The sequence below is a fragment of the Oricola thermophila genome, from assembly GCF_013358405.1.
Classification (GTDB): Bacteria; Pseudomonadota; Alphaproteobacteria; order Rhizobiales; family Rhizobiaceae; genus Oricola; species Oricola thermophila.
This window is the reverse complement of record NZ_CP054836.1, coordinates 1,800,774-1,821,326: the sequence shown is the minus strand read 5'-3', so window position 1 is coordinate 1,821,326 and position 20,553 is coordinate 1,800,774. Positions and strand designations below refer to the sequence as shown.

The 20,553-nt window shown below is 61.7% G+C and carries 17 protein-coding genes; 9 read left to right on the top strand and 8 right to left on the bottom strand.

Going from position 1 to position 20,553, the window contains the following annotated elements; genetic code table 11:
* Positions 1-197 precede the first annotated feature (197 nt).
* Complete coding sequence (uxaC, locus tag HTY61_RS08805) at positions 198-1,604, bottom strand: glucuronate isomerase (protein WP_175276436.1); 1,407 nt, start codon at positions 1,602-1,604, stop codon at positions 198-200.
* Positions 1,605-1,712: 108 nt separating this feature from the next.
* Between uxaC and HTY61_RS08800 the strand changes: the two genes are divergently transcribed.
* On the top strand, positions 1,713-2,408 hold the full coding sequence (locus HTY61_RS08800) for a GntR family transcriptional regulator (protein WP_175276435.1): 696 nt from the start codon (positions 1,713-1,715) through the stop codon (positions 2,406-2,408).
* Between the two features lie 21 nt (positions 2,409-2,429).
* On the opposite strand, the gene HTY61_RS08795 is transcribed toward HTY61_RS08800, so the two are convergent.
* A complete protein-coding gene (locus HTY61_RS08795) occupies positions 2,430-3,737 on the bottom strand; it encodes a four-carbon acid sugar kinase family protein (protein ID WP_175276434.1) in 1,308 nt (435 codons plus the stop codon).
* Positions 3,734-4,996, bottom strand: a complete 1,263-nt coding sequence (locus HTY61_RS08790) for a ribulose-bisphosphate carboxylase large subunit family protein (RefSeq protein WP_175276433.1) — start codon at positions 4,994-4,996, stop codon at positions 3,734-3,736. The genes HTY61_RS08795 and HTY61_RS08790 overlap by 4 nt, the downstream gene beginning before the upstream one ends.
* 98 nt (positions 4,997-5,094) lie before the next feature.
* Between HTY61_RS08790 and HTY61_RS08785 the strand changes: the two genes are divergently transcribed.
* The 8 genes from HTY61_RS08785 to HTY61_RS08750 all read left to right on the top strand — a co-directional run bounded on the left by HTY61_RS08785 (position 5,095) and on the right by HTY61_RS08750 (position 14,026).
* Positions 5,095-5,919, top strand: a complete 825-nt coding sequence (locus HTY61_RS08785) for a phosphogluconate dehydrogenase C-terminal domain-containing protein (RefSeq protein WP_175276432.1) — start codon at positions 5,095-5,097, stop codon at positions 5,917-5,919.
* Positions 5,920-5,990: 71 nt separating this feature from the next.
* The gene (locus HTY61_RS08780) at positions 5,991-6,935 is read left to right on the top strand and encodes a D-ribose ABC transporter substrate-binding protein (protein WP_175276431.1); all 945 of its coding nucleotides are present in this window, start codon (positions 5,991-5,993) and stop codon (positions 6,933-6,935) included.
* Positions 6,936-7,056: 121 nt separating this feature from the next.
* The gene (locus HTY61_RS08775; RefSeq protein WP_175276430.1) at positions 7,057-7,722 is read left to right on the top strand and encodes a DUF2291 family protein; all 666 of its coding nucleotides are present in this window, start codon (positions 7,057-7,059) and stop codon (positions 7,720-7,722) included.
* Positions 7,719-9,269 carry a sugar ABC transporter ATP-binding protein gene (locus tag HTY61_RS08770; protein ID WP_175276429.1) on the top strand — a complete coding sequence of 517 codons (1,551 nt, stop codon included), beginning with the start codon at positions 7,719-7,721 and terminating at the stop codon, positions 9,267-9,269. Before HTY61_RS08775 ends, HTY61_RS08770 begins: the two co-directional genes overlap by 4 nt.
* Positions 9,266-10,333, top strand: coding sequence for an ABC transporter permease (locus HTY61_RS08765; RefSeq protein ID WP_175276428.1), 1,068 nt, complete (start codon positions 9,266-9,268; stop codon positions 10,331-10,333). Before HTY61_RS08770 ends, HTY61_RS08765 begins: the two co-directional genes overlap by 4 nt.
* Before the next feature lie 7 nt (positions 10,334-10,340).
* Positions 10,341-11,366 (top strand): Gfo/Idh/MocA family protein, encoded by a 1,026-nt coding sequence (locus HTY61_RS08760; RefSeq protein WP_175276427.1) that lies wholly within the window; start codon positions 10,341-10,343, stop codon positions 11,364-11,366.
* Between the two features lie 11 nt (positions 11,367-11,377).
* Complete coding sequence (gene apnL, locus HTY61_RS08755; RefSeq protein ID WP_175276426.1) at positions 11,378-13,204, top strand: D-apionate lactonase; 1,827 nt, start codon at positions 11,378-11,380, stop codon at positions 13,202-13,204.
* Positions 13,205-13,276: 72 nt separating this feature from the next.
* Positions 13,277-14,026 (top strand): transcriptional regulator NanR, encoded by a 750-nt coding sequence (locus tag HTY61_RS08750; RefSeq protein ID WP_175276425.1) that lies wholly within the window; start codon positions 13,277-13,279, stop codon positions 14,024-14,026.
* A 39-nt stretch (positions 14,027-14,065) separates the two neighbouring features.
* On the opposite strand, the gene HTY61_RS08745 is transcribed toward HTY61_RS08750, so the two are convergent.
* The 5 genes from HTY61_RS08745 to HTY61_RS08725 are packed head-to-tail and all read right to left on the bottom strand — an operon-like array spanning position 14,066 to position 20,553.
* A complete protein-coding gene (locus HTY61_RS08745; protein ID WP_175276424.1) occupies positions 14,066-16,048 on the bottom strand; it encodes a beta-galactosidase in 1,983 nt (660 codons plus the stop codon).
* A 5-nt stretch (positions 16,049-16,053) separates the two neighbouring features.
* Positions 16,054-16,701, bottom strand: coding sequence for a 2-dehydro-3-deoxy-6-phosphogalactonate aldolase (locus HTY61_RS08740; RefSeq protein ID WP_175276423.1), 648 nt, complete (start codon positions 16,699-16,701; stop codon positions 16,054-16,056).
* 20 nt (positions 16,702-16,721) lie between these two features.
* Positions 16,722-17,660 (bottom strand): 2-dehydro-3-deoxygalactonokinase, encoded by a 939-nt coding sequence (locus HTY61_RS08735; RefSeq protein ID WP_175276422.1) that lies wholly within the window; start codon positions 17,658-17,660, stop codon positions 16,722-16,724.
* Complete coding sequence (locus HTY61_RS08730; protein ID WP_175276421.1) at positions 17,657-18,424, bottom strand: SDR family NAD(P)-dependent oxidoreductase; 768 nt, start codon at positions 18,422-18,424, stop codon at positions 17,657-17,659. Before HTY61_RS08730 ends, HTY61_RS08735 begins: the two co-directional genes overlap by 4 nt.
* Positions 18,425-18,426: 2 nt before the next feature.
* Positions 18,427-20,553 (bottom strand): alpha-galactosidase, encoded by a 2,127-nt coding sequence (locus HTY61_RS08725; RefSeq protein ID WP_197945382.1) that lies wholly within the window; start codon positions 20,551-20,553, stop codon positions 18,427-18,429.

Sequence of the window (20,553 nt, the reverse complement as noted above, 5' to 3'; positions counted from 1 at the left end):
GGACGCGGCCATCCGGGTCTTCTTGGGGAAGCCCGCTCGTGTAATTCACCGCCGAGGGGTATCCGTCAGGGCCGGCGTCCGAAGAGCGCAACTTTTTTTCGCGGGCCGGCGCCCAGGTGCCCATTGCCGCTGTTGCGGCGAGCGCTGCCGGCTTCCTCAAGCGATGTCTCATGCTCCCCTCCCGTTGGCGACGCCCGTCAAAGGCAATAGGCGTCCTTGACCAGTCCGTATGCGAGGTCGCGTGCGACCTCGAATGCTTCGCTCTCCCGCATGCGTCCCGTACCCACGAGCGTCGCCAGATAGGCACAGTCGGATCGACGGGCGACGTCGTGCCGCGCGGGGATCGAACAAAACGCCCGGGTGTCGTCGTTGAATCCGACCGTATTGTAGAAGCCGCAGGTTTCGGTGGTGGCCTCGCGAAATCGGCGGATGCCCTCATAGCTGTCGAAGAACCACCATGGCGGGCCAAGCTTCAGACAGGGGTAGGCTCCGGCCAGAGGCGCGAGTTCTCGGCCATAGGTGGTCTCGTCCAACGTGAACAGAATCACGGTGAGACCGCGCTCCAGCCCCACCGCGTCCAGAAGTGGTTTGAGTGCGCCAACGAAGTCCGTGCGGCCCGGAATGTCGAAGCCTTTGTCGCGCCCGTGCCGGTGAAAGACCTCGCGGTTGTGGTTGCGACGCGCTCCGGGATGGATCTGCAGTGTCATGCCGTCCTCGATGCTCATGCGCGCCATTTCGGTCAGCATTTGTCCCCGGAAGGCATCGGCCTCTTCGGCGGTGCATCGCCCTGCGAGTGCCTTCTGGAACAGTGCTTCGGCATCAATTGCCGAAAGGTTCTCGGTGCGCGCCGTTGCGTGACCGTGGTCGGTAGCGGTTGCGCCGAATTCACGGAAATAGGCTCGCCGTGCGCGGTGCGCGTTCAGGTATCCCTTCCAGGTGCTAGTGTCTTCGCCGGTGAGTTCCCCCAGCAGGGCAACATTCCGGGCAAATCCCTCGAACTCGGGGTCGACAACATCATCGGGGCGATAGGTCGTGATGACCCTGCCATTCCATCCGCTCTCGTGAATGCGGCGATGCCATTTCAGATCGTCCAGCGGACTCTCGGTCGTGGCCAGAACCTCGATGTTGAACCGGTCGAACAGCGCGCGGGGGCGGAAATCGTCATGGGCTAGGCAAGCTTCGATTCTGTCATGGTAGTGATCTGCCGTTTCGGCGGACAACGGTACCTCGAGGCCGAATACATGTTCGAAGGAATGATCGAGCCACATTGCCGAAGGCGTGCCGCGGAACAGGTGGTAATTCGCTGCGAACAACCGCCAGATCTTGCGGGGGTCTGTCTCGGTCGCGCCGCCGTCGATGCGCGGCACGCCGAGCTCGGTCATGTCGACGCCTTGGCTGACAAGCATTCGGAATACGTAGTGATCCGGTATGACGAAAAGTTCCGCCGGGTTCGGGAAGCGCTCGTTCTCGGCGAACCATCGGGGATCGCAGTGGCCATGTGGGCTAATGATGGGCAGATTCTGGATGCTCTCATGGAGCGCCCGGGCTAGATCCCGCAATTTCGGCTCGGTCGGGAACAGGCGGTTCGGATCGGTAAGGGGCATTCGCCGGCACTCCGAGGACTATTCCGTCAAACTAATATGCTAGGCGATCAGTTGAGTCAAAACTTGAACGGCTCTATATGGTCTGGGCAACCGAACTCCGGAGAAAAAGTGAACGAACTCGCACTCACCCCCATCGATACTTCGGCGATTTCGGCGACCGAAAAGGTGTTCCGGTCGCTCTATGATGCCGTTGTTTCTCTAAGACTTCCCCCGGGAACGAAGGTTTCGGAAACCGAGGTCGCGGGGCAGCTTGGTGTTTCACGTCAGCCTGTGCGCGATGCTTTCTTTCGTTTGTCCAAGCTCGGCTTTCTGTCGATCAGGCCCCAGCGCGCAACGCTGATCAGGCCGATCTCGGAGAGGGCGGTTCTGGACGCATTGTTCACGCGGACGGCGATTGAGGTCGAGTGCCTTCGGCTCGCCATCAAGCGGCTCGACGACACCGGCTTGGCCCGGTTGCGGGACAACCTTGCTGAGCAGGCGGACGCGCTGCGCTGTGGTCTTCGGGCGGAGTTCCACGCATTGGATGAGGCGCTGCACGAGACCATTTGCGACATTGCTGGGCACCGCCATGCCTGGACGCTGATACTGGAGCAAAAGGCTCACATGGACCGAGTGCGTTTCATGACCCTGTCCGAGGGGCGCAGGCACCGTGTTCTGGCGGAACACAAAGCCATTATAACGGCTGTCGAGCAGCGGGATCCTTCGGAGGCGGAGCGGCGATTGCGCGATCATATCGGCGATATTCGCACAGTCCTCGCGGCTGCACGTATTCAATACCCCGACTACTTTGAGGTGCATGACTGAGGCGGTCCGCTGTGTGCGGTCTCATACCATCCCGTCGCGTAGCCGCATGAAGTAGTCGTCGTTTCCGATCTGGCCTCCCTTGAGGGCGATCTCGAACGTGTCTCCGGGGGACCTTGTCCATGCGTTGCAAAGTGGAGAACCTGGCGACGCGGCGATCGGATGGCGCAGCGTCAATGCGACAACGTCGAGTTCTCCGAGCGCCGTGCTCGACGTGTCGCCGCCCGCGATGACCAATCGGTCCAGCGAGAACTCCCGGCGCAATGTGTCCAGCAAGGCGCCGAGGAACCGGCCGACGCGTTCGCTTGTGTCGTCGCCGACCGTGCCGTCAGATGTGGCCACGCTTTGCGGCCCGAGTGCGGTGTGGACTATCGGACTGAGCCCGGACCGTAGGGCTTTCGCCGCGCCGTCAAGCGCACGTGCGCGTTCGTGTTCCAGGCCTTCGCCGGAGGCTATGCGCCCATAGTCCACGGATATCGCGGCAAACCCGTTCTGTTCGGCCGCGCGGATCTGGCGCTCGGTAGTTTCGGAACAACTGCCGGAAACGACAGCGATCCGGTCTTTCGGCGTCGCTGGCTCGTGGGTGCCTGGTTTCCCGATCAAGCCGGCATCCCGCCATGCACTCAATAGTGCATATTCCACGCCGGAAGAGCCGACAATGAAAGGACCGAGTGCATTGGCGGGATCGGCAACCAGGGCACCAGCCCGCGCCTGTGTCGCGTTGTCATGCACATCGATGAGCACGATACGGTTATCGTCCGCGATTGGGCCTGTCGGTCCGAGCTGGTCGAGCAATGTTGATGGAAGGTCTGTTTGCGCGCCGAGGTGAACGAGTAGGTCGGATTCGTTCATCGGAGTTGCGGGATGGCGGGACATGACCGGATGGCGGTCGATGCGGAAGACGCTGTCGCGGTAGGTTGCGAACAGGTGACCGGCAAATGTGTATCGCCCCAGTTGCGGCGCGCCGACAATGAGGGCGGTTCTGTGCTGGCCGAAGGTCCGCAGACCGATTTCTATCGCCCGGCCGATCGATCCTCGTCCCGGAGCGCTGTCGAAGGTCGAGCAAATCTTGTAGTGGCAAAATCCCGCCCCGAGCGAGCGCAGCCAGTCGAATGCCTGCGGCAGCATTCTGTCCATCCAATCGGGAGGACGGCTCCTGCTCTGACCGGCAAGGCCGACCGCGCGGTACCCGCTGAACCGCAACCGCTCTTGCGATTCGGGTATTCGCGTGAAGAGCACTGTTGGCACGCCATTCGCCGACAGCGCCTCCATGACATCCGTGGAGCCGGTGAAGTCGTCTCCGTAGTAGGAAATCAGCATTCTTTCGCTCATGACATCCGGCTCGCGAAGGCTTCAAGGGCGGCTGCAAGCTCCGGATGCGTCTCTGCATGAACCTCCAGCGGGATGCCTTTGCTCGCGGCTTCCGCTGCTTCCCGAAGGCTCGCGACGCCGCCGGCAATTCCCCGAGGGTGCCCCATGACACCCCCGCCGGCACAGAAGATGAAATCCGGTGATCGTATTGCAGCAAAAGTGGCCGGCATTTGCAGTGCGGTCTGGCCCGACGAAAAGACCGGCATCGCCGCCATGGTCGGCGTGTTGCCGTCGAACAACGGCTCGCCAACGGCACGTGCCGAGTCGATCACGGAATTGTCGGTTTCGGAAAACTTGTTCGCGATACCGTTCACGTGCAGATGATCCGCACCCGCGAGGCGCCAAAACTTCTGCCAGGCGCGATAGCTGATTCCGATATCGGGCGAGCGCTGAAACAGCCCCCATCCGTTTCGGTGGCAGTGGAGAGGGAGGCGGGCATGACGCCGGATCGCGCCGAGACCGGCAAGGCCGACCGAATGGATGCTGACCATGATACAGCTGCCTCCAGCCGCCTCGACCAAATCGGCGTGGCGTTTCATTTCGTCGACTTCGCCGGTGATGTTGAAGGCGTACATCACCTTTCTGCCGGTGCGATCCGCATGGTCGTTCAGTACCCTCATGACCTTCTGCACCCGTTCCTCGAGCGGGTTATGAGGGCCGTTGGCCTGCAGTTCGTCATCCTTGATGAAGTCGATTCCGCCTTCGGCAAGACGACCTGCAAGCGTGGCCGTCTCGTCCGCGGTCAAGCCGACGCTGGGTTTGATGATCGTGCCGATCATTGGTCGTCCCTCCACGCCGGACAGTTCGCGCGTGCCAGCAACACCGAATGCCGGGCCCGGGCAGGCAGACGCGAAATCCTGCGGAAAAGTGACGTCGAGCAGCCGAAGCGCCGAGACCTGCGCCAGTTCAAACAGGTTCCCGGCGACCGTGGCCAACGCATTGGTCAGCGATGCACCCATGTTCTCTATCGGCCACGACAGGGTGATTTCCCCGCGGGTATAGCAGCTGCCCGCTATCCGGCAGGGCAGGGATGGGCTGTCGGAAGTTGAGCGTTCGATCAATGCTTCAACGCGTGCGCCAGAACGTTCACGCAGCGCGTCTGTTTCTCCGGGCAGCCGCATGAAGGTACCGGATGACTGTTCGCCAGCAATGACCTCGGCGACCTTCGCCAGCGGAAGCGGGCTCTCGACATCATAGCGTGCTACCAACCGATTCTTCATCGTGATCTCCCAATCTCGATTTGCCCTCTATCATCTCATCATACCAGTTGACAACATGATGGCTTGCGGTATGGTTCCGAAAAAATTGGAGGAAGAGGATGAAAATCGCTCTGGTCGGCGCTGGGGGAAAAATGGGTGTGCGTTTGTCGCGCAACCTGAAAGGCTCGCGCTATGAAGTCGCGCATGTCGAGAAAAGCGAAGTCGGTCGGGAGCGGCTGAAGAGCGAGACCGGTCTCGATTGCGTCGAAATGGACGATGCGCTCGAAGGTGCCGGTGCGATCATCCTCGCCGTACCCGACACGGCCATCCGCGGCGTATCGTCATCGATCATCGACAGGGTGCAGCCTGGCACGATCATCATGGCGCTTGATGCCGCGGCTCCCTTTGCCGGGCATCTGCCCGATCGGGACGACGTGACCTATTTCGTCACGCATCCGTGTCATCCGCCGATATTCAATGAAGAGACCGACGAGAACGCCAGGCGCGATCATTTCGGCGGTATCGCCGCGAAACAGGCGATCGTGAGCGCGCTGATGCAGGGGCCCGAAGAGCACTATGCCATTGGCGAAGACATCGCGAGGACCATTTTTGCACCGATTCTTCGCTCGCATCGCGTCACGGTCGAGCAGATGGCGCTGTTGGAGCCGGGGCTCTCCGAAACGGTTTGCGCTACACTTCTGGTCATAATGAAGGAGGCCATGGATGAGGTCGTGCGTCGCGGCGTGGATCCGGTGGCGGCCAGAGACTTCCTCCTCGGGCACATGAACATTCTGGGTGCCGTGACGATGGGGGAGGTTGATGGCGTGTTTTCGGACGCATGCAACAAGGCCATCGAGAACGGCAAGGAACGACTGATGCGAGATGACTGGATCGGGGTATTCGAACCAGAAGAGATCGCGGAGAGTATTCGCCGGATAACCTAGAAGGCCGGGGAATGGCGCATTCAAGCGCCGGAAGGAAAGCAAGTGCTTAAACGCAACTGGGAGGAGACCATATGTTTACATTGACGCGCAGAATGCTTCTAGCGGGGGTTGCCGCAGCTGTCGCCCTTGCGGCGCCTGGCGCCGCATCGGCTGCTGACCTGATTGCCATCATCACGCCGTCGCACGACAACCCGTTCTTCAAGGCCGAGGCCGAGGGAGCCCAGAAGCGGGCCGAGGAACTGGGATACGAGACGCTTGTGCTCGTGCATGACGATGACCCCAACAAGCAGAGCGAACTCTTCGATACCGCGATCGCCCGTGGTGCGAAGGCCATCATCCTGGACAATGCCGGTGCCGATGCTTCGGTTGCTCCCGTGCGTCGCGCCAAGGAGGCGGGCATCCCGTCCTTCCTCATTGACCGCGAAATCACTGAAACCGGCGTCGCGGTCTCTCAGATCGTTTCCAATAACTATCAGGGCGCGCAGCTGGGTGCCGAGGAATTCGTCAGGCTGATGGGCGAGTCGGGCAAGTATGCCGAGCTTCTCGGCAAGGAGTCGGACACGAATGCCGGCATCCGCTCGGCCGGCTACCACGATGTGATTGACCAGTATCCTGACATGGAGATGGTCGCGCAGCAGTCGGCCAACTGGAGCCAGACGGAAGCCTACGAGAAGATGGAGACCATTCTTCAGGCCAATCCCGACATCAAGGGCGTCATCTCAGGCAATGACACCATGGCCATGGGCGCATGGGCCGCACTTGAGGCTGCCGGTCGCACCGATGTGATTGTTGTTGGTTTCGACGGCTCGAACGACGTACGCGATTCCATCCTTGCCGGCGGTATCAAGGCGACGGTATTGCAGCCCGCCTACCGCCAGGCCGAGGTTGCCGTTGAGCAGGCTGACAAGTACCTGAAGACGGGATCGACGGGACTTGACGAGAAGCAGCTCATGGATTGCGTCCTGATAACGGCTGAGAATGCCGCCAAGCTGGAAACTTTTGCCCTGAGCAACTGACCCTCGTATTGCGGGCCACGTATTCGCGGTTCGCATATCCGCGAACAGTTCGCATGGCGACGCCATGCGGACTGTCGGGTGTCTGTTCACCGGCCTGTGTGGCCGATGGGGAGTGACAGAATTGACATTCCGTTTTGGATTTTCGGCTATCGTACTCGTATTGCTGCTCGCGATTGGCGGCTGCAAGCTCGTCAAGTATTCTGATGATCCCGCTCGTACGGGATCGGCGAGCGGTACAGCCTCGTTGCAAGGCCAGGATGCCGAATCCGGGCTGGTGGAGATGTGGGACGAAAAGGTGGTGCCACATTTCAGGGACGAGGCCACGGACCTGGCGGTGCTGCTGCCGGCGATCCGGTCCGATCTCGATGCCGCGGGTAAGGAATATGGCCATCGCCAGGAAGGCGGTTTCGGGGCTTGGAACTTTGCAACCCGCCTGACCGGCGTGATCGTCGCGGCGAACACCGAAACCCGTGCCGCGACAGCAGGCGTGGATATCGATGACGATGATATCGCCGATGCCACGCTTCAGCTCGGTCCCGTGATCCGTGGGACGTCGGTTCGCGACACGTTGCCGTTCATCGACTTTTCCGACTACCGGGATCAGATCGCCTTTGCCCAGCTGTCGCGTTCGCTCAACGGACGCGCCTACGAAACTGCGTTGAAGGACCTTGATCGCGAAGGGCTTGTCGGTCAGCGCATCGCGGTATCCGGCGCGATGTCGCTCACTGCCGCGGATGAAGATGTGCTGATTACTCCGGTAGTCGTCTCGAAAGGCGGGAATCAATGACGCGGAGCGATCATCCGATCGGACTGTCTGTCCGAGGCGCGACCAAGGTTTATCCCGGTACGCTGGCTCTCGACAAGGTCGATTTCGACGTCCGGATGGGCGCCGTCAATGTCCTTGTTGGCGAGAACGGCGCGGGCAAGTCGACACTGATGAAGACCATCGCCGGTGTCGAACAACTCACCCAGGGGCAAATTATCCGAAATGGCGTGCCGGTTGATTTCGCAACGACACGCGATGCGGAGCGTCACGGTATCGGCATCGTGTTCCAGGAGCTCAACCTGTTCCCGAACATGACCGTCGCAGAAAATATCTTCATCACGCGCGAGAAGACCCGCTTTGGCGTCGATATCGTCTCCGATATGCAGCGCGCCGAGGTTCGCCGCATGATGGAGCGGCTGGAGCACGACATTGATCCCGACACGCAGGTCGGGGACCTCAGGATCGGCCAGCAGCAGATCGTGGAGATCGCCAAGGCGCTTTCGCAGGACGCAGAGATACTCATCATGGACGAACCGACTTCGGCGCTCAGCGCCTCCGAGGTCGAGATACTTTTCCGGGTAATTGCGGACCTGAAGCGCCAGGGGGTCGGTATCGTTTACATCTCTCACCGTCTCGAAGAACTGATCCGCATTGGCGATTACATCACCGTGCTTCGCGACGGCCGCATCACCGGCACGCGGCCGATGGAGGGCGTCGACGTGGCCTGGATCGTCCGCAACATGATAGGATCGGCTTCGAAGGACTTCGCCAAGGCCGAGGAGCATGCTTTCGGGGACGAGATCCTGCGCACCGAGTCCGTCAGCCTGCCGAGCAAGTCGGGCGGGCTTGCCGTTGACAATGTCTCCGTTTCGCTGCGTGCGGGAGAGATTGTGGGCATCTACGGCCTGATGGGTGCGGGACGTTCCGAGCTTTTCGAATGCATTATCGGCCGCCATCCCCACTCGACCGGCAAGGTCTACCTTGACGGGGCCGACATTTCGGACCGCGACGTGGCGGGCCGCATTCGGCGGGGCATCGCGTTGATACCCGAGGACAGGAAGGCCGAGGGCCTGATCCAGATCCTCTCGATCCGGGAGAACATGTCGCTTTCGAGCCTGAACGCCTTCACGCGGCTCTTCGATCTCGACCTGAAGGGGGAGAGCAGGAGGGTACTCGATTTCGTGCGACGGCTCACCATCAAGATTGCGAGTCCGGAAAATCCGGTCAGTTCGCTTTCGGGCGGCAACCAGCAGAAGGTTGTCATCGGCAAGGCCCTGATGACGGAGCCGAAAGTTCTGCTGATGGACGAACCGAGCCGCGGCGTCGATGTCGGCGCGAAGGCCGAAATATTTCGGACCATGCGGCAGCTGGCTGCCGACGGTCTCGGAATTCTTTTTGTGACGTCGGATCTGGAAGAGGTGATGGCGCTTTCTGATCGTATTGTCGTCATGTCCAACGGGCGGATAACTGGCGAATTCGATCGTCCCGATGCGAGTGAGGAGGCGATCGTTGCGTGTTCGGCTGTCGGCCACGAGCCGGATGTTCATCTTGAGGAGAATGTAGCATGACCACCGGAGCCACGGCAGCGGCACCTTTGCAGACCAACAATCAGTCGCTTCTGCTTCTGATCCTGAAGATGCGCACATTCATCGCGCTGATTGCGGTGTTCCTGTTCTTTGCGTTCGCGGCGCCGAACTTTCTGAGCGCCGCCAATTTCGTGATCATGTCCAAGCACGTTGCGCTGAATGCATTCCTGGCGATCGGCATGACCTTCGTGATCATAACCGGCGGCATCGATCTGTCGGTCGGTTCGATTGTCGGCCTGTGCGGGATGGTTGCCGGCTTCCTGATCTTGAACGGCGTGGATCTTGGTATCGGCTACACGCTCTATCTAAATATATTCGAGATCATGCTGGTCACGCTGCTGGTCGGCGTGCTGGTCGGTGCGCTCAACGGTTTTCTCATAACCAGGCTAAACGTTGCGCCATTCATCGCGACGCTGGGCACGCTCTACATCGCGCGCGGCGCCGCCCTGCTGTCCTCGGATGGCGCGACCTTTCCCAACCTCGTCGGCAAGGCCGAATACGGTTCTACCGGTTTTTATATGTTGGGCTCGGGCTCATTCCTCGGTATTCCCTTCACGATCTGGTTGCTGATTGTCGTGGGCGGCGGCGCAGCCTATCTCGCTCAGCGCACACCGCTCGGCCGCTACATTTATGCCGTCGGCGGCAATGAACGGGCCGCCGCGCTGTCGGGGGTGAACGTTAACCGGGTAAAGATGTTCGTCTACATGTTCTCCGGCTTCTGCGCGGCCATCGTCGGGCTGATAATTTCCTCGCAGCTCGTAGCATCCCATCCGGCAACGGGAGAGACCTTCGAGTTGAACGCCATCGCTGCGGCGGTTCTGGGCGGGACTTCGATGTCGGGCGGGCGCGGCCGTATTGCGGGGACGATCGTGGGGGCCTTCGTCATTGGAATTTTGTCTGACGGTTTGGTGATGATGGGGGTCAGTTCCTTCTGGCAGACTGTTATCAAGGGAATCGTGATCATCGCCGCGGTCGTGGTCGACCAGGCGCAACAACGCCTGCAGGCGCGTGTCGCGTTGCAGCAGCAGGCCGCATTGGGACGCTGAGGAGCAGTTGGATATGTTGAAAGGTGGCCTGATCGGGTGCGGATTTTTCGCGCAGAACCATCTTCACGCGTGGAGAGATGTCGAGGGCGCGGAAATTGTCGCCCTGTGCGATCGCGACAGGGCGAGACTCAAGGCTACATCTGAAAGCTTCGGGATCGAGCGGTGCTACGAAGATGCAGCAGCCATGATGGATGCCGAGAAACTGGATTTCGTCGACATTGCGACGACCGTAGCGACGCACAGGTCACTGGTGGAAATGGCGGCGGCACGCGGCCTTGCCATCATCTGCCAGAAACCGTTCGCCGACAGCATGGAGGATGGCAAAGCCATGGTTGCGGCAGCCCGCGCGCACGAAGTGACGTTGATGGTTCACGAGAATTTCCGCTGGCAATCGCCTATCCGCGCGGTCAGGGCCGCGATCGACTCGGGCGCGATTGGGTCGCCCTTCTGGGGCCGGGTCAGTTTTCGCTCGGCCTATGATGTCTATGCCGCCCAGCCCTATCTCGCCACGGACGAGCGGTTCATCATCCAGGATCTCGGCATACATATACTCGACATCAGCCGGTTCCTGTTCGGCGAGGTGGAAACGCTGTCTGCGCGCACGACGCGAGTAAACCCGCGGATCCGGGGCGAGGATGTCGCGACCATAATGCTTGGCCACGAGGGCAACGTCACCAGCATCGTGGATTGCAGCTACGCGACGAAACTGCCGCGCGAGAACTTCCCGGAAACGCTGATCGAGGTCGACGGTTCGCATGGAACAGTGCGGCTCGGCGCCGATTACAGGCTCCAAGTACACAACGGATCCGGCACGCGCGAGACGGATGTTTCGCCGCCGCTTCTGCCATGGGCCGAGAAGCCCTGGCACAACATCCAGGAAAGTGTCTTCAACATAGAACGCCACTTTGCCGATTGCCTGTCCCGGGATATCGAGCCGGAGACGTCCGGCGAGGACAATCTGAAGACCTTGGCGCTGGTATATGCCGCCTATCGTTCGGCGGAAGAGGGCGGCCGGATGCAGGTGCCGGGCTGACGGGGAAATTCATGACGGTCGATGCGATCACCCTTTACGGAACCTCACAACCACGGCCCCACGGCCGAGTCCTGCGGGCAGGAAGGCTTGAGGCGCGGCTGGAGGAGGGCAACCTCCGTTATGTACGCTATGATGGCGTCGAGGTGATCCGCGCGATTGCCTATATCGTTCGCGATCGCGACTGGGGCACGCTACAGCCCGCGATCACCGACCTCGTCGTTGTCGAGAACGCTGAGGAATTCGAGGTTTCCTATACCGGTACCTGCACCGCGCCGGGCGCCGAACTCGTCTATCAAGCGGTGATTGCCGGCGCGGCGGACGGAACCCTCCGTTTTGAGGTCGAGGCGACCCCTTCGGCGGATTTCGAGACGAACCGCTGCGGGTTCAATGTCTTGCATCCGATCGACGGCGTGAGCGGTCGCCCCGTCACGGTCGAGCATTGCGATGGAACGCGGGAGGATGCGGTCTTCCCGGACCTGATCGAACCCTGGCAGCCATTCAAGACGTTACGCTCCTTGACGTACCGCCCGGGCCATCTTGAGGTCGAGTGCCGGCTGCTCGGCGATGTTTTCGAGATGGAGGATCAGCGAAACTGGTCGGACGCTTCCTACAAGACCTATGTCCGGCCTCTCGAATTGCCCTGGCCCTACCTTATGCCGGCAGGCGAAACCGACCGCCAGAGCGTCGTCGTCAATGTCCGGCCGCTGTTGCCCGCTCCGGCGATGATGAGCGACGACGAGATGATTTCCGTCGAAATCGGAGCGGAGACCGGGATCTCTATGCCCCGGATCGGGCTTGTTATCGCCCCGGAAGAAGTGGACGACACGCTGCGAAATCTTGAACATCTGCGCGATGTCGCGCCGCAGGCAATTCTCTGCCATTACGATCCCGCGGCGGGGCACGGTCGGGCGGCCATCAAGGCATTTGCTCGCCTCCAGAAAGCTTTTCCATCCCTGTTTGAGCTGGAATGCGTGGTGCTGGGCAACGGCGATCTTGACGACGAACTTGCCGATGTCGCCGCAGCGGTCCTGGAATCCGGCCTGAAATTGGAGTCCGTAGCAGTCTGCCCCTCGGTCGACCGCCAGTCGACTCCGCCCGGTAGCGAGTGGCCGCCATGCCCGCCGCTCGCCGACATCTACCGCGCGGCGCGCGAGGCCTTTCCGGATGTCACGCTCGGCGGTGGCGTGTTCAGCTACTTCACCGAGCTGAATCGCAAGCGCCCGCCGGTCGAGATGCTCGACTACGTGACCCATGCCACCAATCCGATCGTTCATGCAGCCGACGATGACAGTGTGATGGAGACGCTAGAAACCATTCCGCACATTACCCGTTCGGCGCGCGCGATCATCGGACAGCATGCGGGATACCGGCTCGGCCCGACAACCATCGGCATGCGCCAGAATCCCTATGGCTCGCGAACGATGGACAACCCACAGGGCAAGCGTATTTGCATGGCGCATGATGATCCGCGCCAGCGGGGCAGGTTCGCTGCGGCCTGGACAACCGGTTATGCCGCAATGCTGCACGATACGCACATCGAGCGTTGGGTGCCGGCGGCCTTCTTGGGCGCGCGTGGCATCGTTGACAAAACCGGCCTTTTGCCGGTCGGGCGCGTGGTACGCGCGCTTGCTCGGAGCGCCAGGAAACGGCGCTTGCAGTCCCTGTCCCCTGAGGAAAAGCGGTTGGCAGTCGTGTCGTTTGAAGGAAATAAGGGCCCGGAAATTATCTGCGCCAACCTGACGCCGGAGACGCTTCGCGTCACAAATGCTGTGGATGCGACATTGCAACCTTTTCAGGTAGTCCGCGTCGACCGCGCAGGTATCGAAACATTGTGCTAATGAGGGGCAATCAAAAGCGGTCGCGAAGACGATATAGGTCGTGCGACAGATGACTTAGGAGACCGAACGACGATGCAGCGGTGGAACGATCCCGGCAAGAAGGGCGAGAAGATCGTCCGCCGGAAGTTGTCCGACCAAGTTCTCGAGCGTCTGCGGGATATGATGATCTCGGGCGAATTGAAGGCCGGCGATCCGATGCCGTCGGAACGTGAACTGATGGAGCGTTTCGGGGTAGGGCGTCCCGCGGTTCGCGAGGCACTGCAGTCGATGCAGTCGATGGGCCTGATTACGATTTCTCACGGCGAGCGTTCTCGCGTCGGTTTCCTCTCTGCGGACATTCTTTTTCGGCAGGCCGATCCCGTAGCGCAGCTATTGCTGGCGATGTCACCCGACAACCTGGAACATTTAAAAGAGGCCCGGCGCCATTTTGAGCTTGGCATGGTACGCTTGGCGGCCGAACGCGCTACGCCGGAAGACGCTGCGGTCCTGCGCGGCTTGGTCGAGGAGCAGCGCGGCCATCTGGGCGATGCGCCGTTATTTATTCGCACCGACATGCAGTTCCACGCCACGATCGCCAGAATGTCCGGCAATCCGATCTTCGCCTCTGTCAGCGAAGCCATGCTGAACTGGCTGTTCAACTATCACACGGAAGTGCTGATCTGGACCGGACAGGAGGAGGTGACTCTAAAGGAGCACGCCCTCATTGTGGACAACATTGAGGCTGGTGATCCGGATGGCGCGACCGAGGCGATGCGCATGCACATCGATCGGACCGCGGATCTCTACAAGCATCGGAAGCCCGGCGTTGCCCAGAAAGGGTAGCAGTCTGCGTCGCGTCCGCGATATCCATGCATTTCGGGTTCAGCGCCGTAGAGCCAAAACTTCGCGCGGACCGAGCAATGCTTCTCCGAACAACACCTCCGCACCGTTCGCGATCGCGCTGACATCGACCGTTTCCGGGCCGTAGTTGAAGACGAATCGGAGACTGCCGTTGTCGCGCACGCGGATGTCACGATGCAGGTCGAGCGGGGTGATGCCTGACTCGCGAAGCAATTCGCCGATGATCGCTTTTGCGGTCTCTTCGTCCGGGCGTCCACCGAGATAGTGGACGCGTCCCTGCGAGACATGCGCTTCGTGGCCGTCGATAGAGGCGCGATGCACTGTCGTTCCCGTACCGGGAACGAGGAATTCGCGCCAACCGTCGAAGCGACCGCCGTCTTTCAGCTTTACATCGGCAAACGGCGGCAGGCTTTCCACTCTTCGGATATTCAGGTCGATCAATCTACCGAACGGCCCCGGCGGTAATTCCTCCGAGATTTGGAAGTCCTTCGTTTTGGAACCGGTGCGCGGACCGAGCAGGACGATTGCTTCGCCGGTGGCCAACGCTTCCACAAGCATATTCGTTCCGGAAAACAGGCCGGGAACGATCACAAGTCGTCTTCCGCTGACGGCATCTGCTTCCGGCGGCACGACATCGATCGAGATGCCCCATTGGCGGAGGGCGCGGTAGAAGCGCAAAACGAGGTCGAAATACACGAAATCGCGGCCTTGCGGCTGGATGTTCCACGCCCAGGCGCTCTCGTAATCGAACACCAGCGCGACGTCCGATCGTTCCGGCGCGGCAACCGCTCCGATCCGTGCCAGTTCCGCCGATATCTGCCGGCAGGCCTCGTAGGCCTCGTTTGGTTCGGCGTTGGGCAGCAGCAGCGCCTCGTGCATCTGCTCCTGCGCGAAGGGCGGCTGGCGCCAGCGGAAATAGCTCACCACCTCGGCTCCGGCGGCAAAGGCCTCCCACGCCCACAGGCGCACGGCACCGGGGAAGGGAGCCGGGTTCCATGGCGCCCAGTTCACCGGGCCGGGCTGCTGCTCCATTACCCACCAGCGCCCCTCGATCTCGCCATTGCGGACCTGTCCGCAGGACCGGTAGAGGTCGTGGTGAAGTGCCTGGTTGTCCGGATCGCCGACACCGAGATAGCGAAGCTTGTTCTCCTCGTCATCGGTATCCCGGTCGAGGAAGCCGATGGGATAGGAGTCCCAGCTCGCTATGTCCAGGTCGCGGCTGACGGCAAAGTGATCGAAGGCGACGAAACGCCCCATGAAGTTGTGCGCTATCGGCACGCCCGGCGAGTGGGCGCGGATGATCTCTGTCTGTATCCGGTTGAACGCGACAACCTGGTCCGAGGAATAGCGCTGGAAATCCATGGCATGGGCCGGGTTCGGCTCCGTTACCGTGAGGTTTGGCAATTCCACTTCGTCGAAAGAGCGATATTCCATCGACCAGAAGACGTTGCCCCAGGCGCGGTTGAGAGCGTCGGGCGACTGGTACTTCTGGGCCAACCAGTTGCGGAATCCCTCGAGTGCCGCCTTGGAATAGCTCTCCACGGTGTCATGGCACCCATATTCGTTGTCTGTCTGCCAGGCAGCAAGCGCCGGATGACGCCCGTAACGTTTCGCAAGCTCGGTGACGATGCGCGCGCATTCGCGGCGGTATCCCTCGTGGCTGAAGCAATAGTGCCGCCGCGAGCCGAATCCGCGCACCTTGCCGTCCGCGCCGACGGCCAACATGTCGGGCATGGAATCGACCAGCCATTTCGGCGGTGTCGCTGTCGGTGTGCCGAGCACGACTCCAAGGCCATATCCATGCAGTACCTCGATGGCGTCGTCCAGCCAGTCCCAGTCGTAGCGGCCGGGCTCAGGTTCGATCCGGCTCCAGGCGAATTCGCCGATGCGAACGTGGGTAATGCCCGCTTCCGCCATCATCCGCGCGTCCGTCTCCCAGCGCTCCCGCGGCCAGTGTTCCGGGTAGTAGCAGACGCCGAGTGTCTGTTTCCGCTTCGCCGACATGGCTGTCAGGCCTCCAGCGTTCCGTTCACGGCCGCATCCCAGGCCGAGACGGTGCGGCGGGCTCTCTCGGCGATTTCGCGCTTGTCCATGCCCGGTCGGAAGATGGAGGACCCCAGCCCGAACAGGCGGATGCCGTTGCGCACATAGGTGCCGAAATCGCGCTCGGACACGCCTCCGACCGCGCCGATGATCGTTCCTGCAGGCAGTACGGCGGAAATCGCCTTGATGCCGGACGCGCCGAGCACGCTGGCCGGGAAAAACTTCAGCGCCGGTGCGCCGGCGGCGACTGCGGCCAGCGCCTCGGTCGGCGAGAAAACGCCGGGCATCGTCACCATGCCATGTTCGTGCGCCCGCGCAAGAACGGCCGCGTCGATGTTCGGTGATACCACGAGGCGCCCGCCGGTATCATTCAGGCGATCGACATCGGCTGGCGTGAGTACGGTCCCCGCGCCGACGAGGATTCGGTCGCCGAAAGCTTTCGCTATGCTTTCGATGGAGCGGAAAGGTTCGGGCGAGTTCAGTGGTACCTCGATTGCCTGGAACCCGGCATCCACGAGCGCGCCGGCCGTATCGAGCGCGTTGTCGGGTTCGAGACCGCGCAGGATCGCGACCAGTTCGCGTGAAAGCCGAGGCCAGGGAGCTGCTTGGGTCATGTCCGTTCCGTTCCTTGTATCTAGCCTGCAGCCGCGCCATCCGGCATGGCATTTGCGGCGCCGGCAAGGCCGGCAATCGCAAGCTCTTTGCCATCATGGATGCGGCAGGTGATGCCTGCTTCCGAGAGCGCGGCTTCATAGAGCGCGGAAAGCGCTTCGCCGCCGATGATGTCGATTTCCGCGGGCAGGGACAGGCGTGCGCGCGCACCGGCGATTTCCTCGCCGATCAGAAAGCCCGACAATCGCTCTTTCGCATGCACGGGATCGAGATCCTCAAGCAGGCTTGCCGGCCGGATGGAAAACAGGCGAGCCAGGATGTCGGCAGGGCAGTCAAGGCTCATCCGTACAGCCTCGCGAAAGACCGGTGAGGCGGAATCGACCGGGGCGTCCGCCATGGAGTGTCGCAACACCGAGTGACTTGACAGGGCGGCGAAGGCATCACCGGTCATGAAAGTCACGAAATCGGTCACGCTGCCGTCCTTCATGTGCACCCACTTCGAATGGGTGCCCGGCATGCAGGCGATCCGGTCCCCGGCAACCGGCGAGATCCGATGCAGTCCGAGCAATTGCGTTTCCTCGCCGCGCATGACGTCCGGATAGCGTTCGTCTGGTTTGCATAATCCCGGCATGATGAAGATGTCGCGAGGAAGATCGGGGATGCGGACGGCGCCACCGGCAATGTCTGCGAGGGTGGCCGGCAGGGCAAGGTAGCGGGCCTCGGCCCATCCTTGCCGCGAGCCCACCATGCCGCACATCATCACGGGTACATCGAGGGGCACCGCGAGCGCGGCGAGGTGTGCCTCCAGCACGGTGTGAAACCCTTCGCGCGGTGTCGTGCTCATGCCTTCGTCGCTGCCGTGTTCGGCCACCACGGAGCCGTCATCCCCGAGCAGCCAGATACGAAGATGGGACGTTCCCCAATCCACGGCGACCAGCGAAGGTGCGATGGCCCTGGTCACAACATGCCCCCGTCCGCGATGAGAACCTGGGCAGTGACCATCCGCGCCGCATTGGATGCCAGGAACAGGCATGGGCCGACCATGTCTTCCGGCTGGATTTCCTGCTTGATGCATTGTCGCTCGATCATCGAGGCGAGGCCCTCCTCGGTAACCCAGAGCTTCTTCTGGCGCTCCGTCATTACCCATCCGGGGGCAATCGCGTTCACGCGGATATTGTGTGGACCGAGCTTGCCGGCCATGCCCTTTGTCAGGCCGACGATGCCTGCCTTGGCGGTGGTATAGGCCGGCATGTCTCCGATGTTGAGCATGAATGACGTCGAGGTGAAATTGACTATGGCGCCGCCGCCCGCCTGTTTCATGCCCTCGGCAACCGCCTGGATGGTGAAGAACTGCGGACGCAGATTGATGGCGAGATTGTTTTCCCAGTAAGCCTCATCGACTGTCTCTATCTCGTGGCGGTCGTCGAGCGCGGCATTGTTGACCAGCACCGTGATCGGGCCGTTTGCCGTTGACGCGTCGGAAATGGCCTTTCGCAGGGCGGAGACATCGCGCAAGTCGGCATGCAGGAAGGTGGGACGATGCGTGACCCTTGGTGCCAGTCTTTCGACCAGTTCCTCGCTCGCATCCGCAGCGATGTCGATGAAAGCAACCCGGGCGCCCTGTGCCGCGAAGCCCTCGGTCAATGCCGCACCTATTCCCGTACCGCCCCCGGTAATGAGGACAGAGGCATTCTGGAATTCCGGAAAACTGGGTTGGTTTGCCATGGTCAGTCGCGTCCGCCGGTTTGGGTGGTCCTTGTTCCCTCGAACACCAACATGGTGTGCGGGAACGCGTTGGGGGCGCGCAGCGCGCCTGCCATCAGCGCTGCGCCGGAGAGTATGAGCTTGTGGCCTTTCGCGAAGCCGACCGCATCGGTGCGGTTGAGCAGCGGCGCAACGTCTTCAGCGTTGACGAGACCGATCTCGTATGACGCATCGGTTTCGAGTCCCGGGAGCGGGAAGGGACGTGCGGCGATCTGGCAGGAGGCCCCTGATTGCCCGCGGAACAGGACGAACCGGGATGCGTCCGGCGCGACGAAGACTTCCGAGAAGACCTCTGGGTCGTTGCTCTCGATCCTGAAGTGGCGCGCGGAGAAAAGGAAGTCGCGATTGGCGCGGTACCATCCGGTCGCCTTCTCAAGCGTGTTCGCTTCATCGTCGGTCAGCTCGCGCGGATCCATCTCGAAGCCCATGTGCCGTTGTGCCGCGACCCAGGCGCGGAAGCTCATAGGCAGGATCCGCCCCGAAGTGTGACACCGGCGCGGGCCGACATGCGAACCCTGGAATTCCGGGGGCAGCCAGCGCGAGGCCTCGTGCTGCATGCGGAGGCGCTCGACCGCGTCGTTGGAATCGGAAAGCCACACGCGAGTGGTATGGGCGAGTATGCCGTAGTCGATGCGTCCTCCCCCGGAGGCGCAGCTTTCGAACTCCACGTCCGGAAAGGCCGCGTTCAGCCGGCTCAGCAGGTCGTAGAGCGCGAATGTCTGTGCCGGACTCCCGCCGGTGAGAATGCGGTTGTGGTCCCACTTCACGTAGTCGACCGGATAGCGAGAAAGGATCGTGGAGACGGCATCGAACAGGTACTCGCGGACTTCGACCTTCGATAGGTCGAGAACGTGCTGGTTTCGCCCGGAGGGCTGTTCGGCCGGGCCGAGTACCCAGTCCGGATGAGCCCGGAAGAGATCGCTTTCGGTATTGACCATCTCCGGCTCGAACCAGATTCCGAAACGCATCCCGAGAGCGAGCACGTGATCGACGAGCGGAGACAGCCCCTGCGGGTACTTGTCCGGGTCAACGGTCCAGTCGCCAAGCGACGAGGTGTCGTCGTTTCGGCCCTTGAACCAGCCGTCATCCAGCACGAAACGTTCCGCGCCGAGTGCCGCCGCGCGGGAGGCGATCTCTTGCAGTTCTTCCACCGAATGACGGAAATAGACCGCTTCCCAGCAGTTGTAGTGAACCGGCCGGGCCGGGGATCTGTTCATGCGGTCGGCGTGATGGCTGCGCGGCACGGTGTGGAATGCCTGTGACAGCCCGTTCAGGCCAACTTCGGACCAGGCAAGGATCATTTCCGGCAGGCTAACCGGGTCCGAGTGAATGGCATCGTCCAGCACCGAGAACTGGAGCTGCCGCCGTCCGTCCGGTATCTCCTCGGCGATCATCCGGTGACCGCCCGACCAGCATAGGGTCGCCCCCATGCACTCGCCGGAGTTTTCCCCGCAGGCATCCGAAAGAAAGGTGACGCCAGGAAAGTGCGCATGGCCCGTGCGGCCTTCGCGGCTTTCGCGCACATGTTGGCCGACGCGGAAGCGCGTCTCCTGCCGGCGAAATTCTCCGGTCCAGCGGCCGCCGTGATCAACGATGCGGGAAAGGCAGTCGGGTACCGGTACGGCCCCGGCGCAGAGCCATCGCACGCCATGGCCGTTTCGCGGCTCGGCGGATGTCTTCATGTGAAGGAGACCCGCGCGGTCAAGCCGGGCAGTGATCGTGAGGCGGACGCGTTTGGCATCGTCTGTTTGCCACTCGACCCGGTCTGCGGACGATTGCACGTCCGTCAGCCGTAGCGCAGGCTCGACGGCTGTGCCGTCATTGTCCACAAGCCCTATGCCGGGGTGTCCCTGCCACCCGTCAGTTGCTGTCGGAAACAGTGAGAGCGGGGCAGGGCTGTCGAGCTGGCCGCCGGCAACATTGGGCAGTGACAGCCGGGCCAGCGACCCCAGGTTCTCGAACGGCGGCAGCGCGCGGCCGAAATGGACGAGTGCCGGCACGCCGTTGTCAAGGCTCGCGAAGACAGCGGTTCTGCCACCGGCATCAAGCCGCCAGCACCGGATTGCATCGGTGGAATTGTCCTTGCTCAC

Bases quoted from the DNA above. Each gene is read 5' to 3' on its own strand.
- uxaC (WP_175276436.1), bottom strand. From the start codon at position 1,604: ATGCCCCTTACCGATCCGAACCGCCTGTTCCCGACCGAGCCGAAATTG.
- HTY61_RS08795 (WP_175276434.1), bottom strand. From the start codon at position 3,737: ATGAGCGAAAGAATGCTGATTTCCTACTACGGAGACGACTTCACCGGC.
- HTY61_RS08790 (WP_175276433.1), bottom strand. From the start codon at position 4,996: ATGAAGAATCGGTTGGTAGCACGCTATGATGTCGAGAGCCCGCTTCCG.
- HTY61_RS08785 (WP_175276432.1), top strand. From the start codon at position 5,095: ATGAAAATCGCTCTGGTCGGCGCTGGGGGAAAAATGGGTGTGCGTTTG.
- HTY61_RS08780 (WP_175276431.1), top strand. From the start codon at position 5,991: ATGTTTACATTGACGCGCAGAATGCTTCTAGCGGGGGTTGCCGCAGCT.
- HTY61_RS08770 (WP_175276429.1), top strand. From the start codon at position 7,719: ATGACGCGGAGCGATCATCCGATCGGACTGTCTGTCCGAGGCGCGACC.
- HTY61_RS08765 (WP_175276428.1), top strand. From the start codon at position 9,266: ATGACCACCGGAGCCACGGCAGCGGCACCTTTGCAGACCAACAATCAG.
- apnL (WP_175276426.1), top strand. From the start codon at position 11,378: ATGACGGTCGATGCGATCACCCTTTACGGAACCTCACAACCACGGCCC.
- HTY61_RS08750 (WP_175276425.1), top strand. From the start codon at position 13,277: ATGCAGCGGTGGAACGATCCCGGCAAGAAGGGCGAGAAGATCGTCCGC.
- HTY61_RS08745 (WP_175276424.1), bottom strand. From the start codon at position 16,048: ATGTCGGCGAAGCGGAAACAGACACTCGGCGTCTGCTACTACCCGGAA.
- HTY61_RS08740 (WP_175276423.1), bottom strand. From the start codon at position 16,701: ATGACCCAAGCAGCTCCCTGGCCTCGGCTTTCACGCGAACTGGTCGCG.
- HTY61_RS08730 (WP_175276421.1), bottom strand. From the start codon at position 18,424: ATGGCAAACCAACCCAGTTTTCCGGAATTCCAGAATGCCTCTGTCCTC.